This is a genomic window from Streptomyces sp. NPDC002232 (assembly GCF_042890295.1).
GTDB lineage: Bacteria > Actinomycetota > Actinomycetes > Streptomycetales > Streptomycetaceae > Streptomyces.
The window spans coordinates 141,994-157,413 of record NZ_JBIARV010000004.1 but is presented as its reverse complement, the minus strand read 5'-3'; the positions used below and the strand labels follow the sequence as shown (position 1 = coordinate 157,413).

At 74.6% G+C, this 15,420-nt stretch carries 14 protein-coding genes; 7 read left to right on the top strand and 7 right to left on the bottom strand.

What is annotated here, in order from left to right:
• The first annotated feature begins 492 nt into the window (after nucleotides 1–492).
• Together ACFYXU_RS18750 and ACFYXU_RS18745 are read left to right on the top strand one after the other, a co-directional pair.
• Nucleotides 493–1,341, top strand: coding sequence for a DUF1684 domain-containing protein (locus ACFYXU_RS18750; RefSeq protein WP_376513208.1), 849 nt, complete (start codon nucleotides 493–495; stop codon nucleotides 1,339–1,341).
• Between the two features lie 154 nt (nucleotides 1,342–1,495).
• The gene (locus tag ACFYXU_RS18745; RefSeq protein ID WP_376513206.1) at nucleotides 1,496–2,038 is read left to right on the top strand and encodes a rhodanese-like domain-containing protein; all 543 of its coding nucleotides are present in this window, start codon (nucleotides 1,496–1,498) and stop codon (nucleotides 2,036–2,038) included.
• Nucleotides 2,039–2,050: 12 nt separating this feature from the next.
• On the opposite strand, the gene ACFYXU_RS18740 is transcribed toward ACFYXU_RS18745, so the two are convergent.
• Together ACFYXU_RS18740 and ACFYXU_RS18735 are read right to left on the bottom strand one after the other, a co-directional pair.
• Entirely contained in the window at nucleotides 2,051–3,406 is a 1,356-nt protein-coding gene (locus ACFYXU_RS18740; RefSeq protein ID WP_329852600.1) for a solute carrier family 23 protein, read from the bottom strand.
• A complete protein-coding gene (locus tag ACFYXU_RS18735) occupies nucleotides 3,403–4,527 on the bottom strand; it encodes an aryl-sulfate sulfotransferase (protein ID WP_389458671.1) in 1,125 nt (374 codons plus the stop codon). Before ACFYXU_RS18735 ends, ACFYXU_RS18740 begins: the two co-directional genes overlap by 4 nt.
• A 189-nt stretch (nucleotides 4,528–4,716) precedes the next feature.
• On the opposite strand from ACFYXU_RS18735, the gene ACFYXU_RS18730 reads away from it, so the two are divergent.
• Both ACFYXU_RS18730 and ACFYXU_RS18725 read left to right on the top strand, forming a co-directional pair.
• Nucleotides 4,717–5,271: an XRE family transcriptional regulator gene (locus ACFYXU_RS18730; protein WP_329852602.1), complete on the top strand. Its 555-nt coding sequence runs from the start codon at nucleotides 4,717–4,719 to the stop codon at nucleotides 5,269–5,271.
• Nucleotides 5,268–5,798, top strand: a complete 531-nt coding sequence (locus tag ACFYXU_RS18725; RefSeq protein WP_376513202.1) for a DinB family protein — start codon at nucleotides 5,268–5,270, stop codon at nucleotides 5,796–5,798. Before ACFYXU_RS18730 ends, ACFYXU_RS18725 begins: the two co-directional genes overlap by 4 nt.
• Before the next feature lie 153 nt (nucleotides 5,799–5,951).
• Here ACFYXU_RS18725 and ACFYXU_RS18720 read toward each other — a convergent pair whose 3' ends face one another.
• From ACFYXU_RS18720 to ACFYXU_RS18705, 4 genes are all read right to left on the bottom strand, one after another.
• Nucleotides 5,952–7,838 (bottom strand): AMP-dependent synthetase/ligase, encoded by a 1,887-nt coding sequence (locus ACFYXU_RS18720; protein WP_389458668.1) that lies wholly within the window; start codon nucleotides 7,836–7,838, stop codon nucleotides 5,952–5,954.
• A gap of 164 nt (nucleotides 7,839–8,002) precedes the next feature.
• On the bottom strand, nucleotides 8,003–9,283 hold the full coding sequence (locus ACFYXU_RS18715) for a serine hydrolase domain-containing protein (RefSeq protein ID WP_389458666.1): 1,281 nt from the start codon (nucleotides 9,281–9,283) through the stop codon (nucleotides 8,003–8,005).
• 187 nt (nucleotides 9,284–9,470) lie between these two features.
• Complete coding sequence (locus ACFYXU_RS18710) at nucleotides 9,471–9,755, bottom strand: hypothetical protein (protein WP_389458664.1); 285 nt, start codon at nucleotides 9,753–9,755, stop codon at nucleotides 9,471–9,473.
• A gap of 18 nt (nucleotides 9,756–9,773) precedes the next feature.
• Nucleotides 9,774–10,913 carry an MFS transporter gene (locus tag ACFYXU_RS18705; RefSeq protein ID WP_389458662.1) on the bottom strand — a complete coding sequence of 380 codons (1,140 nt, stop codon included), beginning with the start codon at nucleotides 10,911–10,913 and terminating at the stop codon, nucleotides 9,774–9,776.
• Between the two features lie 92 nt (nucleotides 10,914–11,005).
• Between ACFYXU_RS18705 and ACFYXU_RS18700 the strand changes: the two genes are divergently transcribed.
• Nucleotides 11,006–11,932, top strand: a complete 927-nt coding sequence (locus ACFYXU_RS18700) for a LysR family transcriptional regulator (RefSeq protein WP_389458659.1) — start codon at nucleotides 11,006–11,008, stop codon at nucleotides 11,930–11,932.
• A 67-nt stretch (nucleotides 11,933–11,999) separates the two neighbouring features.
• Here the strand turns inward: ACFYXU_RS18700 and ACFYXU_RS18695 are convergent, their stop codons facing one another.
• The gene (locus ACFYXU_RS18695) at nucleotides 12,000–13,403 is read right to left on the bottom strand and encodes a sulfatase (protein WP_389458657.1); all 1,404 of its coding nucleotides are present in this window, start codon (nucleotides 13,401–13,403) and stop codon (nucleotides 12,000–12,002) included.
• A gap of 371 nt (nucleotides 13,404–13,774) precedes the next feature.
• On the opposite strand from ACFYXU_RS18695, the gene ACFYXU_RS18690 reads away from it, so the two are divergent.
• Both ACFYXU_RS18690 and ACFYXU_RS18685 read left to right on the top strand, forming a co-directional pair.
• On the top strand, nucleotides 13,775–14,572 hold the full coding sequence (locus tag ACFYXU_RS18690; RefSeq protein ID WP_389458655.1) for a VOC family protein: 798 nt from the start codon (nucleotides 13,775–13,777) through the stop codon (nucleotides 14,570–14,572).
• A gap of 43 nt (nucleotides 14,573–14,615) precedes the next feature.
• Nucleotides 14,616–15,416 (top strand): crotonase/enoyl-CoA hydratase family protein, encoded by an 801-nt coding sequence (locus ACFYXU_RS18685; RefSeq protein WP_389458653.1) that lies wholly within the window; start codon nucleotides 14,616–14,618, stop codon nucleotides 15,414–15,416.
• Nucleotides 15,417–15,420: the final 4 nt, after the last annotated feature.

Sequence of the window (15,420 nt, the reverse complement as noted above, 5' to 3'; positions counted from 1 at the left end):
ATGGATCCGCTCAGGAGGCGGGACCTCGGCCGAAGGCTCCTCGAAGTACATGTCCCACGGACGCCGACGAGATCGCCGAACCTTCAGTGCGACAGTAGAGCTGTGGGTCAACTCTCCCGCCGCTGAATCGAGTTCATGGTCTCCGGAGCGCTTCGGCGGCATCGTCGGCATCCGGCGACCGGGGCGGAGCCGGGGGCACCGCGCGGGCGGGAGGTACTGGCGCCGTGCGGCGGAGGTGTGTTCTCCTGGGCGCATGAGCCTTCTCGTGACGCGCCGACACGTGGACTACGTGCGCGTCACGACCATGGCGTGTTCCCGCTGACACCGAGGCCCCGACCCGGCGTCCGGACATCGACGCGCTCGCCCCGGTGGCTCCCGGGCGCCCCCTGACGGCCTCGTCCTGCCCCGCGCTCCCCCGTGCCCTCCGCTCCTGGCGGACCTCGCACGACCGCGCGCCCATCCCTCACCATCCACTCCCGCAGGAGGAGACGCATGAGCGTCCGTGACCTTTCCGCCGTCCCCGAGACGACCGACGCCGACCCCGGGCTGTTCGCCGCCGCGTGGGAGAAGTGGCACCTGGAGAAGGACGCCCGGCTCGCCTCGGAGCACGGCTTCCTCGCCATCACCGGTCTGCACTGGCTCTCCGACGAGCCGCAGACCTTCCCCGGCGCGCCCGGGGCCTGGACGACGGGGCCCGAGGGCGTCGTCGTGGAGCTCGGCGAGGGGGAGGAACTCGTCGTCGGCGGCGCGCCGGTCCGCGGACGGCACGTCTTCGGCGTCATCCCCGAGCGCGGCGGCGTCGACGCCGTCTGGGGCGACACCGTGATCGAGGTCGCCAAGCGCGGCGGCAACGACGTGATCCGCCCGCGCGACCCCGGCCACGCGCTGCGCGTCGCCTTCTCCGGGACGCCCGCCTACGAGCCCGATCCGCGCTGGGTCGTCACCGGCCGGTACGAGGCCTTCGACGAGCCCCGGCCGACGACGGTCGGCGCCTCCGTCGAGGGGCTCCAGCACGTGTACGACGCTCCCGGCCGGGTCGTCTTCCGGCTCGACGGGCAGGAGCTGAGCCTGACCGCGTTCAACGGACACGCGCCCGGCAGCCTCACCCTGCTGTTCACCGACGAGACCTCCGGCGTCACCACGTACGCGGCGAACCGGAACCTCACGGTGGAGAGCCCGGGGTCCGGCGACGAGGTCGTGCTCGACTTCAACCGGGCGACCAATCTGCCCTGCGCCTACACGGACTTCGCGACCTGCCCGCTGCCACCGGCCGAGAACCGGCTGCCCGTCGCGGTCGAGGCCGGTGAGCGGATCCCGCACGAGCGCGGACCAGTCTCCTAGACCCCTCCCTGCCGCCATGTGGCGGCTGCGTGGCCACCCCGTGGCGCGCACGTCCGGATCCGTCCCGTCCGGCGGGACTCCCCCGGGCATCCCCTGAGCCGGCCCCGTGGCCACCGCGGGGCCGGCTCCCCCACCGTGCAAGGACAGGTTCCCCATGACTGCTTCCCTCGACGTCGACGACGCCCTGAGACGGCTGCCCGAGCTGTACGTGGTCGACGTCCGGACCCCCGGAGAGTTCGCCTCCGGACGGCTTCCGGGCGCCGTCAACGTCCCGCTGGACCGCATCGGCGACGGCCTGGCGGACCTGCGCCGGGCCGCCGGGTCCGGCACGCTGCTCCTGGTGTGCGCCTCCGGCGCCCGCTCCGACCGGGGCGCCGCGGTCCTCGCCGCCCACGGGATCGCCGCCGCGAGCCTCACCGGCGGCACCCGGGCCTGGGCCGCCGCCGGACACGGGCTCGAACGTCCGCCGGGGCCGGTCCGGTCGGTCTGGGGCATGGAGCGTCAGGTGCGGTTGGCCGCCGGGACGCTGGTGCTGCTCGGGCTCGTCCTCGGGCTCTTCGTGCACCCGGCGTTCCCGCTGCTGTCGGCGGCGGTCGCCGGGGGCCTGGTGTTCTCCGCCCTGACCGACACCTGCGGCATGGCGGTGGCCCTCGGCCGGCTCCCCTTCAACCGGCGGGGCCCGGCCCCCCTCCGCTGACCGCCGGGGTCCTCACTCCCGTGGGGGCGTCCCCGGCGCGGAGGGGGCGCCGCTCCCCCGGCCGACCAGGCCCAGCAGCGCCGTCAGGACCACCGCCGTCAGGGTTCCCGCGACGACGCCGCTGCCCAGGATCGTGCGGGCCCAGCCGGGGAAGCCCGCGTACAGGTCCGGGGTGAGCAGCGGCAGCAGACCCGCGGTGAGCGCGAGCGCCGCCGTCAGCGAGCCCGGCCCTGTGCCGGACAGATCGGCCCGGCGGAGCATCTCGACGCCCATGACCGCGATCACCGCGTACACGACGAGCGCCGACCCGCCCACGACGGCCTCCGGGATGCCGGCCAGCAGCCGTGACACCGGCGCGGCCAGGCCCAGGACGACCAGGAGCGCTCCGGCCCCGGCGGTCACGAACCGGCTGCGGACCCCGGTGAGGCGGCCGATGCCGATGTTCTCGGCGCTGGTGACCATGAGCGAGGTGCCGAAGAGGCCGCCGGCCAGGGACACCAGGGCGTCGGCGCGGGCCACGCGCGGGACGTCGCGCTCGGGGGCGGGAGTCCGCCCGACGGTCTCGCTGTTGAGCACGGTCTGCCCGGTGATCTCGGCGAGCGTGGTCAGGCTGAAGACGAGCAGCGGCAGCGCGGCGACGAGGTCGAACCGCGGAGCGCCGAAGGGCAGGAGGACGGGCAGGGCGAAGCCGCTGCCGGCGGCGGGGGCGAAGGAGCCCAGGCCGGTGACCACCGCGACGAGCGTTCCCGCCGCCATGCCCAGGAGGACGGACGTCTGCCGCCAGACCCCGCGCAGGAACACGTACGCGGCGAGGGTGGCCGCCACGGTGAGCGCGGCGAGGAGCACCGCGCGCGGCTCGCCCGTGCCGTCGGGGCCGGTGACGAGCCGGGCCGCGACTCGGATCATCGCGATGCCGATCAGCAGCACGGTCACGCCCATGACCAGGGGCGGGAAGAGCCGTACGACACGGGCGTAGAGGGGCAGGACGGCGAGCAGCAGCGCGGCCGCCAGGAGGACGGCGCCGGTGGCGGTCGCCGGGCCGTGCTCCTGGGCGATCTGGAGGAACAGCGCGGTCGCGGCGCCGCCGGGCAGCATGACGAACGGCAGCCGTCCGCCGATCCGCCACACGCCGAGGGACTGGAGCAGGGCGCCCGCCCCGCACAGCAGCAGGACGGTGCTGAGCAGCGAGGCCGTCGCGCCGGGCGACATCTTCAGGCTGCCGGCGACGAGGAAGACGGTGGAGACGGGGGCGGCGATCATCGCGAGGACGTGCTGGGTCGCGAGGGGGATCAGGCGCCGCCACGGGACGGGGGCGTCGACGGCCTCGGCGGGTTCGGCCACGGGCGCCTCGGCGGGTGTGGTCGTCATGCCGTCGCCTCCAGCCACGGGATCTCGGCGGCGGTGTAGCGGTAGGCGCGGAAGACGGCGTTGGGCTCGGACGGGAAAAGGCCGCGGACCTCGCTCTCGCCGTACCCGGCGAAGTACGGGACGACGTACTCCCAGCACAGGTAGCCGTCCTTCGTCACCTCGAAGAGCCGGCCGGACGGGGAGTCGGTGACGAGCGTGTTGCCGTTCGGCAGGCGCTGCGCGGAGCCCATGAAGGGCGCGAAGAAGAACTCGCGGGCCGGGTCGTGGTACTCCCAGACGATCTCGCCGTCCGTCCGGTCGATCTCGATCACGCGGGAGTAGGGGACGTCGCTCCCGGGCCGGAAGACGCCGTTGTCGAAGACGAGGAGGCGGCCGTCGTCGAGTTCGGTGGGGGCGTGCTGCTGGCTGACCGTGCCGGGGCGGCTCCGCCAGAGGATCTCCCCGGTCTCGCGGCTGATGACGACGACGGCGGAGACGCTGCGGAGGCTGGCGAGGATGTTGCCGTCCCGCAGGGGCGTCACGCTGTTGATCAGCGGCCAGTGCTCGCGGGCGTAGGCCTCGTGGAGGGGGAAGGCGTCGCGGTCGAGGTGCTCCGCGGCGCGCCAGGACCAGAGGAGCTCGCCGTCGGGGCCGACCTCCTTGATGGTGTCGGCCCAGACGAGGCCGTCGGCGGCCTCGGAGCCGGGCACTCCGCCCCGGACCGCCGCGGCCTCGTCCCCGGCGAGGGCCTCCAGGGCGGTGTAGAGGATGCGGCCGTCGTCGAGGTGGTGGGCGTCGTGGTGCTGGAGGGGGTCGCGGTGCTCGCTCAGCACGGTGCCGTCGGGTGCCGCGCGGAGCATGACGCCGCCCCGGTACTTGTGCCACATCGGGAAGAGGGCCTTCTCGCCGGGGAGGACGCCGTTGTAGGCGAGGGTCCCGTCGGCGAGGAGCCGGGCGTGGCGGCCGGGGCGGTAGGGGAGGTTCCACCGGTGGACGGTGCGTCCGTGGAGGTCGACGAGGTGGACCTCGCCGGTGCCGGTGAGCGGGGCGTAGAGGGTGTAGCCCTCGGACGCGGCCGTCTCGTCGAGGGCGATGAGGCCGGTGGGACGGCGGCGGCGTGAGTTCTGGTCGATCGTGGGCACGTCGGAGCTCCTCCTTCAAACTTTCTTTGATGAGAACAACCGACTTTGACGTTAGGGCCGTTGTGTGACGGGCGTGTGTCGGGAGTACGAAACCGTCTCCGGTCCCGGAACGCGCGCCGCGTAGGGTGCGGTCATGCGCCGTGGAACAGGACGAACGGCGCCACGGGGCGGGAAGGGACGGGACCGACCATGGAGACCGCGAACACACCGCGGGTGGGCGCCGCCGTGCGCCGCCGGCGACGGGCACTGGACCTGACGCTCGCCGAGGTGGCGAAGGTCAGCGGGCTCTCGTCCCCGTTCCTGAGCCAGATCGAGAACGACCGGGCGCGCCCCAGCATGCGCTCGCTCCAGCGGATCGCGGACGCGCTCGGGACGACGGCGGTCCAGCTGCTGGCCGCCTCCGACGAGACCCGCACGGTCGACGTGGTGCGCGCGGACGACGACAGCGGCCTCGACCGCGAGGCGCGCGTCCGGCCGGTGGTCCGCGGCCGGCACCAGCTGCACGCGCTGGAGTTCGTCGGCGCGCACGAGGCGGACCGCGAGTTCCGGCACCGGAACGACGAGCTGCTGTACGTGGCGGACGGCTCCGTGGAGGTGGAGGCCGACGGCCGCGTCCACCGGCTCGGCCGCGGGGACACCCTGCTGCTGTCCGGCGGCGTCCGGCACCGCTGGCGCACCACGGAACCGGGCTCACGGGTCCTCGCGGTCGCGATCGGCGACCACGTGGAGGTGCTGGAGACGTGACGTGGACGGCACCGCGGGTCGTGCGGGCACGAGGGCTGGGCGAGCTGGGAACCGTGACGGAGCGCGGGATGCTGGAGGGCTGGCTGACCTGGCACCGGGAGACGCTGCTCGCCAAGTGCGCCGGTCTCGGCCCGGAGGCGCTGGCGCGGGCGGCGGTCGAGCCCTCGGGCCTCACCCTCCTGGGCCTGGTCCGGCACATGGCGGAGGTGGAGCGGTCGTGGTTCCGGCGCGGCTTCGCCGGTGAGGACGTCGGCGAGGTGTTCACCGGTCCGGCGGACGGCGACGAGGGACTCTCCGGTGTCCGGGCGGCCGACGCGGAGAGGGACTTCGGGGTGTACCGGGCCGAGGTCGAGGCGTGCGACGCCGCCGTGGCCGGGCGCGGCCTCGACGAGACGTTCACGTCCTCGCGCGGGGTCGCGCTCAGTCTGCGCTGGGTCTACCTGGTGATGATCCAGGAGTACGCCCGCCACAACGGCCACGCCGACTTCCTGCGGGAGCGGACGGACGGGGTGACCGGGGACGCGTGATGTCCGGTACGGCTCCGGGAGGGCCGTACCGGACGGGCCGGGGCGGGGCTGGGGCGAGGCCGGGCAAGGCCTGGGTGAGGCGCGAGCGAGGCCGGGCAAGACCGGGGCGAGGCCTGGGCCAGGCCGGGCAAGCCCTGGGCGCGGCCCGGGGGTTCAGGCCTCGCGGGCTCCCTCGTACATCGCCTCCACGGCCTCGGCGTAGGCGCGTTCCACGACCGGGCGCTTCACCTTGAGGCTCGGGGTGAGTTCGCCGTGCTCGATGTCGAGGTCGCGCGGCAGCAGCGCGAACTTCTTGATCGTCTGCCAGCGTTGCAGGTCGCCGTTGACGCGCCGGACGAAGCCGTCGATCAGCGCGCGCACCTCCGGCGCGGAGACGACCTCGGCGTATGCCCGGTCCCCGAGGCCGTGCGAGGCGGCCCAGGGCATGATCGCGGCCTCGTCGAGCGCGATCAGGGCGGTGCAGTAGTTGCGGCCGTCGCCGATGACCAGGATGTTGCTGACGAAGGGGCAGACGGCCTTGAACCGGCTCTCGATCTCCGTGGGCGCGACGTACTTGCCGCCCGAGGTCTTGAACAGGTCCTTCTTCCGGTCGGTGATCCGGAGGAAGCCCTCCTCGTCGAGCTCGCCGATGTCCCCGGTGCGGAACCAGCCGTCGTCCTCCAGGACTTCGGCGGTCTTCTCCGGGAGGTTGTGGTAGCCGCGCATGATCCCGGGGCCGCGCAGGAGGACCTCACCGTCCCCGGCGATGCGCACCTCGGTGCCGGGCAGCGGCCGGCCGACGGTGCCCACCCGGAAGTCGTCGGCGGGGTTGACGGTGCAGCCGGCGCTGGTCTCCGTCAGGCCGTAGCCCTCCAGGACCGGCACGCCCGCGCCGGCGAAGAAGTAGGCGATGTCGGGCGCGAGGGCGGCGCTGCCCGAGGCGCTGCCCCGGAGCGCGCCGCCGAAGGCCGCCCGGATCTTCCCGTAGACCAGCCGGTCGGCGAGGGCGTGCTGCACCGTCAGCCGCAGCGGCACGGTCCGGGTCCCCGTCGCGACCAGGCTCTCCTGACCGGTCCTGGCGTGCTCGCGGGCGACCTTCGCCGCCCACCGGAAGATCCGGTACCGCGCGCCGCCCTCGGCCCGCGCCCTCGCGGCGATGCCGTTGTAGACCTTCTCGAAGACCCGCGGCGCCGAGGCCATCACGGTGGGCCGGACGACGGGCAGGTTGGCGACGATGCGGTCCAGGCGGCCGTCCACCGCGATCACGTGGCCGGTGCGGATCTGGCCCGAGATCAGGGCCTTGCCGAAGACGTGGGACAGCGGCAGCCACAGGAACTGCACGTCGTCGGGTTCGAGGAGTCCGCTGACCTCCTGGGCGACGCCCTGGTAGGCCCAGCAGTCGTGGACCAGGCGCACGCCCTTGGGGCGGCCGGTGGTCCCGGAGGTGTAGATGAGGGTGGCGAGCTGCTCCCGTTCGATGGCGCCGACGGCCTCCCGGACCGCATCCGGATGCTCCTGGAGGTACGCCGTGCCGCGCTCCTCAAGACCGGCGAGGCTCAGCACCTCCAGGCCTTCGACGCGCGGGAGTTCGTCCTCCGCGTCGAAGAGGATCGCGTGACCGAGCCCCGGCAGCCGGTCCGCGTGCGCGGCGACCTTGGCCAGCTGGGCGGCGTTCTCGACGAAGACCGCCCGGCTGTCGGAGTCGGCGAGGATGTACGCCGTCTCGTCGGCGTTGGTGCTCGGATAGACGGCGGTGGCGGCGGCGCCCGCGCACATCACGCCCAGGTCGGCGAGGATCCACTCCATCCGGGTCGAGGAGGAGATGGCCACCCGCTCCTCGGTCCGCAGCCCGAGGGCGAGCAGGCCGGCCGCGATCGCCGTCACGCGCTCGGCCGTCCGGGCCCAGGTCAGGGAGCGCCACTCCTCGGCGCCGGACGCGCCCGCGCCCGGTGCCACGGGGTAGCGGTAGGCCTCGCGGTCGGGCGTGGCCGCGACCCGTTCGAGGAGGAGGTGCGCCACCGAGCGCGGCCGGTTGTCGAGCTGGTACTGCGCGGAACTCATGGCGACCTCCGGGCCCGTGCGGCCGCCCACGTTGTTGACCGGCCGGTAACTTGTGCGCAGAGGTGAGGGTAAGGGGAAACCCGTCACGGCGTAAGGGGGCGGCCGGCGGCGGTTTCGTCGCGGGGCGGACGGGAGGGTGACGACGCTCCCTGTGACGACACGCCCTAGGAGTGCGGCTTCCCCTGCCCCGGACGCCGGTCGTCGAGGAGGGCGCAGACGAACTGCTCCTCGACCGCGCGCAGTCGGGCCAGGAGGGCGGGGTCCAGCGGGACCTGGCTGGTGACGGAGACCGTGATCGTGCGCCGGCCGTCCCGGGTGGACGCGGCGAACTGCGTGTAGCCCGGGGTGTTGCCGGTGTGGCCGAGGACCGTGCCGCACCGGGTGGTGTAGCGGAAGAGCGCCAGACCCGCCGCGTTGGCCCCGGGACCGGCCGGCTCGGAGGCGCCGCCGGGGAGGAAGTCCTGCTGCGCGCGCCGGGTGGCCGGGGTCAGCAGCTCCGGTCCCGCGTAGCCCCCGATGAACCGGCTCAGGTCGGCGGGGGTGGAGACGATGCCGCCGGAGGCCCAGGCCCCGGAGGCGCTGATCGCCTCGCTCACGTCCTCGGGCGGCTCTCCCGGAGTGGTGTCGTAGCCGTGCAGGAAGGGGCGGGGCAGCAGGTAGCCCTGGGGAAGGCTGGTCCCGGTCAGGTCGAGCGGGCGGTACACGAGCCGGCGCAGCAGCGACTCGTAGGGGCGCCCGGTGGCCTGTTCGGCCATCAGGGCGACCGCGATGTTGTCCGAGTTGGAGTAGGCGTACCGGCTGCCGGGCGGGAAGGCGAGCGGCCGGTCCGCCACGAAGTCGAGCAGCCGCCGGGAGTCGAAGTGGTGGCGCGGGTCGGCCCGGACGATGTCCTGGAAGGCCTGGCTCCTGCTGTAGTCGGGGAGTCCGCTGGTGTGCTGGAGCAGCTGACGTAGAGTCACGGCATGCCAGGCGGCGGGGAGTCGCGGCAGGCGGCGACCGATCGTGTCGTCCAGGTCGAGGGCTCCGCGGTCCACCAGGCTCAGCGCGACCGCGCCGCTGAAGGCCTTGGCCGCACTGGCGATCCGCATGTGGTCGTCGGGCCGGGGCGGGCGTCCCGTGCCGATCTCGGCGGTGCCGGCCCGGTAGACCTGGCGCGCGCCGTCCCGGGTCAGGATCGCGATCGCCCCGGGCGGACCGCCCGTCGCCGCGACGAGACCGGCGAGCGCGCGCTGGAGGGCCGGGTCGCCGTGGCCGGAGTCGTACGGCACCGGGCCGGCCGGGGCCGCCGCCGCGGGCACCGTCGCGGCGCCGCCCAGGACGGCGGCGGCCGTGACCGCGCCGACGGCCGCCGCGCGCAGCCGGCGGCCGGGGCGAGGTGCGGTGCGGCCGGGGTCGGAGCTCGTGGCACTCCGGCCGCCGTGCGCGGCGGGGACACGTCGGGGCATGCGCTACCTCCTCGGTTGTGGGACGGAGGAACGGCGCGCGGTCCGGGGGCGGTCGCACGACCGGGCGTCCGGGTGCTCCTCGGCCACGGGGCCGTGTCGTCCCGGGGTCCGGCCACGATCTCGCGGGGCGGGTCACGCCGCGCGGCGCCTGCGCCATCCGGCCCACACCTCCGCCCGGTCGGCGCCCTCAGGCGCCGGTGGCGGTCCGCCTCCCGGCCGCCGCGCCCCGGTACCCGAGGACGACCAGGACCGTGGCGGCCAGGACGACCGTGCCCGCCGTGCGCAGCGCCGGGCTCATCGCGTCGGCGAAGGTCCCGGCGACGGCGTCGCTCCGGTGCGCGGCGAGCACGGTGCCGGTGACGGCCACGCCGAGGGCGGCGCCGATCTCGCGTGCCGAGGTGCCGAGGCCGGAGCCGAGGCCCGCCTGGTCCGTGGGGAGGGAGGTGACGACGCCGACGGTCAGGACGGGCATGCACAGGCCGGTGCCGGCCTATATGACGAGCAGCCAGCAGGCGTACAGCGCGTACGGGGTGTGCGCTCCGGCGGTGGAGACCCCCAGGAGTCCGGCGCCGATGAGCAGGAGTCCGGTGGCGACGGCGGGGCGCGGTCCCGAGCCGGCCTGCCAGCGGGTCGCCACCTTGGGGAAGAGCGCCATGCCGAGGGTGAGCGGCACGATGGCGAGCCCGGTCAGCGCGGGGCCGTACCCCTTGACGTACTGGAGGTACTGCGCGTTGGCGTAGAAGAGCGAGAAGAGGCCGAAGAACCCGGTGGCGGTGCCCAGGACGGCGGCGCGCAGCGGGCGGGAGCGGAAGACCCGCGGGTCGAAGAGGGCGGCGGGCGAGCGGAGCGCGTACCAGGTGAAGAGGCCGGCCAGGGCCGCGCCCACCGTGAAGAGGACCAGGATGCGGAGGGAGGTCCAGCCGTGCGTCGGGCCCTCGATGATCCCGGCGAGGAGGGCGACCAGGGCCGCGACGAGCAGCAGCGTGCCACGGGGGTCGGGGCGTCCGTGCGGGGAGCGCTCGGTGCGCGGGACGGTGACCGCGACGGCCCAGGCCAGGAGCGCGGCGAGCGGGACCATCAGCCAGAAGAGGGCGCGCCAGGAGAGGAACTGGCCGACCGCTCCCCCGCCGACGTTGCCCGCCAGACCGCCCAGGCCGACCGCGAGGGTCCAGGAGGCGAGGGCCCCGGCCCGGCGCTCCGGTCCGGCCAGCCGCACGAGGATCGACATGGTGGCGGGCATGACGCAGGCGGCCCCCGCCCCGGACACGCCTCGGCCCGCGATCAGCAGCGCCGGTGTGGTCGCCAGGGCGCTGGTCGCCGCCCCGGCCGCGAACAGCGCGAGTCCGGCGAGCAGCACGCCCTTGCGGCCCCGGCGGTCGCCCAGCGCCCCGGCGGGGACGAGCAGTCCGGCGAAGACGATGACGTAGGCGTCGACGGTCCACAGCAGTTCGGTGGCGGACGGATGGAGGGCGGAGGCGGCCAGTTGCGGGATGAGGAGGTTGATGGCGGCGACCATGCTCTGCGCGACGAGGACGCAGGCGCAGAGGGCGAGCAGCGTCGACCGCGTGAGCGGGCCGGGCGCGGGACCGGCCGGGGCGGCGGGCGGCGGTGCGAGGGCAGGCGAGGGCATGGCTCCTCCGGGGAGCGTCGTGGTGAGGGGATCTGCGCCCACCGTAGGCTCGGCCCGTGGATTACTTCCAGTGCATCTTTCGCAAGGGGTGAGTGCGTGTGACGCAATCCGTGGAGGCAGGCGGTCTCGACCTCAATCTTCTGCTCGCGCTCGACGTGCTCCTGGAGGAGCAGAGCGTCCGGGGAGCGGCGCGGCGGCTGCATCTGTCCGAACCGGCCACCAGCCGCACGCTGGGCCGGATCCGCAAGGCGCTCGGCGATCCGATCCTGGTGCGCGCCGGGCGGGCGATGGTGCCGACGCCGTACGCCCTGTCCGTGCGGGCCGAGGTCGGCGCGGTCGTGGAGCGGGCCCGGGCGCTCTTCGCGGCCTCGGGTCCCTCCGATCTCCGCACGGTGGCGCGGACGTTCACGGTGCTGGGCCAGGACGCGCACGCCGCGCAACTGGGCCCCGCCCTGCTCGCCCGGGCGGCGCGCGAGGCGCCGCTGACGCGGCTGCGGTTCCTGAACGAGAGCCACGTCGACGCGCCGACGCTCCGGGAGGGCGTCGCCGACCTGGAGATCGGCGTCATCGGCGCCGTGCATCCCGAGGTGCGCACCGAGCACGTCCTGGACGACCGCATGCTCGGCGTCGTCCGGGCCGGACACCCGCTCCTGCGCGGGCGGCTGACGCGGCGGAGGTTCGCGACGGAGGCGGACCACCTGGTCGTCTCGCGCCGGGGGCGGCTGCACGGTCCGGTCGACACCACGCTGGCCGAGCACGGGCTGCGGCGCCGGGTCGTCGCGGGCGTCGGCACGTACACGGCGTCGCTCTTCGTCCTGCGGGACACCGACCTCGTCGGGCTGGTCGGCGCGCGGAGCCGGGTGCTCGCCGAGTCCCTCGGCCTGGTGACCTTCGACGTCCCCCTCGGCCTGCCGCCGCTGTCGCTGGGCCTCGCCTGGCATCCGCGTCACGACGCCGACCCGGCGCACGCCTGGCTGCGCGGGTGCGTGCGGGACCTGCTGCTGGACCGGTCCGGGTGACAGCGCGGGAGTGATCCGCCGCCGGACCGGTCCCGCTGAGCGCGGGACCGGTCCGGCGGCGGGCGCGTCAGGACGCGCGGTCGGCGGCGAGCCGCGCGGCGAGGGCGGGGATGCCGAGGGCCTGCTCCTGGGCCGGTGTCGCCTGGTACAGCTTGTTGGTCAGCTGGTACGGGTCGTTCACCAGGTCGTAGTACTCGCGGAACTTGACCTGGCCGGTGCCGGTCACGGTGCCGCTCCCGTCGGTGGTCAGGTCGTAGTACTCCGTGTACTGCTCGTCCTTGGCCACGTACGAGGACCAGGTGGGGGCGCCGCCGGCGCCGGTGCCCTGCTTCCACCACTCCACCAGGAGGTGGTCCCGGCTGTGGCCGGAGAGCAGCGACCGGCCGTCCTGCGGGGCGGCGGGGGTGATGCCGGCGGCGTCGAGGATGGTCGGCGCGATGTCGATGTTCGCGACGATGCGGTCGTCCTGGGTCCCGGCGCCGAGGCCGCCGGCCGGCCAGGAGAGGTAGAACGGCACCTCGTGCGCCGGGCGGTAGGGCACCGACTTCGCCGTCCAGCCGTGGTCGCCCCAGCTGAAGCCGTTGTCGCCGATGTAGATGACCAGGGTGTTCTCGAGCTGGCCGAGGGCCTGGAGCTTGTCCTTGAAGGCCTGGACGGCGTCGTCGACGGAGAGCAGGGTGCGCAGCTGTTCGGCGCGGATCCTGCGGCCGTCGGCGAGGGTGCCGGTGGCGTCCTTGATGTAGCCCGGCTTGTCGGCGCGGTCGCCCTCGGGGACGGACGGGCGGCCGTTCCAGGCCGGGACCTCGGTGCCGGCGTACTTCGCCTCGGGGGTGCGCGGGCCGTGGGACGCGTAGGGCGTGACGTAGGCGAACCAGGGCCGGGGGTCGGCGGCGGCCTTGTCGAGGAACCTCAGGGTGCGGTTCTTGACGATGGTGGTGGTGTAGCCCTCGATCGTCTGGACGGTGCCGTCGACGTTCCAGCGGGCGTCGACGTACCCGGGCTGGAGGAGGGCGAACTCCTCGAAGTGCGGCGGGTTGTCGGCCAGGGTCCAGGAGTTGAGGTACTTGCCGAAGAGGCCGGTGCGGTAGCCGGCCTGCTTGAGGTACTTCTGGACGGTGGTGCTCTGGTCGAGGGAGTACGAGGCCTTGTTGTTGCGCACCCCGTGGTGGTGGGCGTGACGCCCGGAGAACACGCTGGAGCGCGAGGGCGCGCAGAGCGGGGTGGTGACGTGGCCGTCGGTGAACCGCACGCCCTGCCCGGCGAGCCAGGCGACGGTCTTGGGCAGGGCCCACTCGGTGTGCTTGGGCTGGTCGTCGGTGACGATCAGCAGGATGTTCGGCCGGGCGGCGGCAGCGGCGGGGGAGGCCGCGGCGGCGTGCGCGACGGTGGGCACGGCGGTCGCGGCCGCGACGGCGGCGGCGCCGCCGATGAAGCCTCGCCGGCTCACCTGCGGGCGTCGGTTCTCGCTCATGATGTCCGTTCCTCTGGGTGCGGGGCACAGGGGGACGCCCGCGCGCGAGCGGCCGTGCGGTCCGCCGGTCGGCGCGGTGCGGGAGGGGAAGAGACGGGAGTCGGGCGGAGGCCGCCGGGTGGGGATCCCGTGGGGGAAGGGGGCGCGGTCAGCGCGCCGGGGCGACCGTACACAGGGCGCTCGCCACGTGTCCCTGGTCGACGTGGCGGCGCACGGTGAGGATTCCTGCTGCCATGGCCACGACAATAGGCGGAGGGGGTCCCCGGTTCCATGTACGGCGGATGAAATGACCCGCGAGGCGGCGGCCGACGGGCAGGCGGCGGTGTCCGGTGCCAGGCTGGGCCGTACTGGATCCGCGAAAGGGAATCACCATGCTCACCACCGCCTTCGTACCGGGCTCCCCCTGCTGGCTGGACCTCGGCGCCCCCGACGTGCGGGCCGCCGCCGCCTTCTACGGGGCCGTGCTCGGCTGGGAGTACGAGCCGATGGGAGAGGGGGAGGACGCGGAGGGCGGGATGTTCCGCAAGGACGGGAAGGTCGTCGCCGGTCTCGGGAAGCTGACCGAACCCGGCGCGCGCCCGGCCTGGATGATCTACTACTCCGTCACCGACGCCGACGCCACGACCCGGGCCGTGGAGGACGCCGGCGGCACGGTCCGGGTGGCGCCGAAGAGCTTCGGCGACCAGGGCCGGATGGCCCAGTACACCGACCCGCTGGGGGCGCAGTTCGCGGTCTGGCAGGGCGGGGAGATCAAGGGCGCCGATCTGGTGGACGAGCCGGGCTCGCTGAGCTGGACCGAGCTGTACACGACGGACGCGGCCGCCGCGAAGGAGTTCTACGGCGGGGTCCTCGGCTGGTGGTTCGGGGAGATGGAACTGCCGGAGGGCGCGGGCACGTACAGCCTCATCACCCCCGCGGGGCTTCCCGCGGAGCGCATGCACGGCGGCCTCATGCAGCTGACCGAGGAGGACCTCGACGTCGCGGGCGGACGGCCGTACTGGCACCCCGTCTTCGCCGTCGCCGACTGCGACGCCACGGTGGCCGAGGTCGCCCGGAGGGGCGGCAGCGTGCAGATGGGCCCGGTGGACATGGAGGGGGTCGGCCGGCTCGCCGTCTGCCTCGACCCCTCGGGCGCCGACTTCGTGGTCCTCACGCCGCCCGCCGGCTGACCCCGGTCTGGAAACGGGGCCGCCGCGCCCCGAGAATGCCCCCATGACCGATGCAGCAGCGACACCGGACGCGCGGGACGCCGTCCGCGTCGAGCGCGACGGACCCGTCACCACGGTGATCCTCTCCAGGCCCGCCGCCCGGAACGCCGTGGACGGGCCGACCGCGGAACGCCTGGCGGACGCCTTCCGCTCGTTCGAGGCCGACGAGGACGCCTCCGTCGCGGTGCTGTGGGGCGAGGGCGGGTCGTTCTGCGCGGGCGCCGACCTCAAGGCCGTCGGGACCCCGCGCGGGAACCGGGTGGCGCCCGACGGCGACGGTCCGATGGGGCCGACCCGGCTGCGGCTGACCAAGCCGGTCATCGCGGCCGTGAGCGGCCACGCCGTGGCCGGCGGCCTCGAACTGGCCCTCTGGTGCGACCTGCGCGTGGTCGAGGAGGACGCCGTCCTCGGGGTGTTCTGCCGCCGGTGGGGCGTGCCCCTGATCGACGGGGGCACGGTCCGGCTGCCCCGGCTGATCGGCGAGAGCCGGGCGATGGACCTGATCCTGACCGGCCGGCCGGTCCCGGCCTCCGAGGCGTACGGGATCGGGCTCGCCAACCGTCTCGTGCCGGTGGGCCGGGCCCGGGAGGCGGCTGAGGAACTGGCCCGGGAGATCGCCGGCTTCCCCCAGCTGTGCCTGCGCCACGACCGTCTTTCCGTCCGCGAGCAGCACGGCCTGCCCGAACCGGAGGCGCTCGCGTCCGAGTTGCGACACGGCATGGTGCCGCTGACGGCGGGTGAGACCCTGTCCGGCGCCGCGCGCTTCGCGGCCGGCGCGGGCCGGCACGGAACCTTCGGCTCCTGAGGCT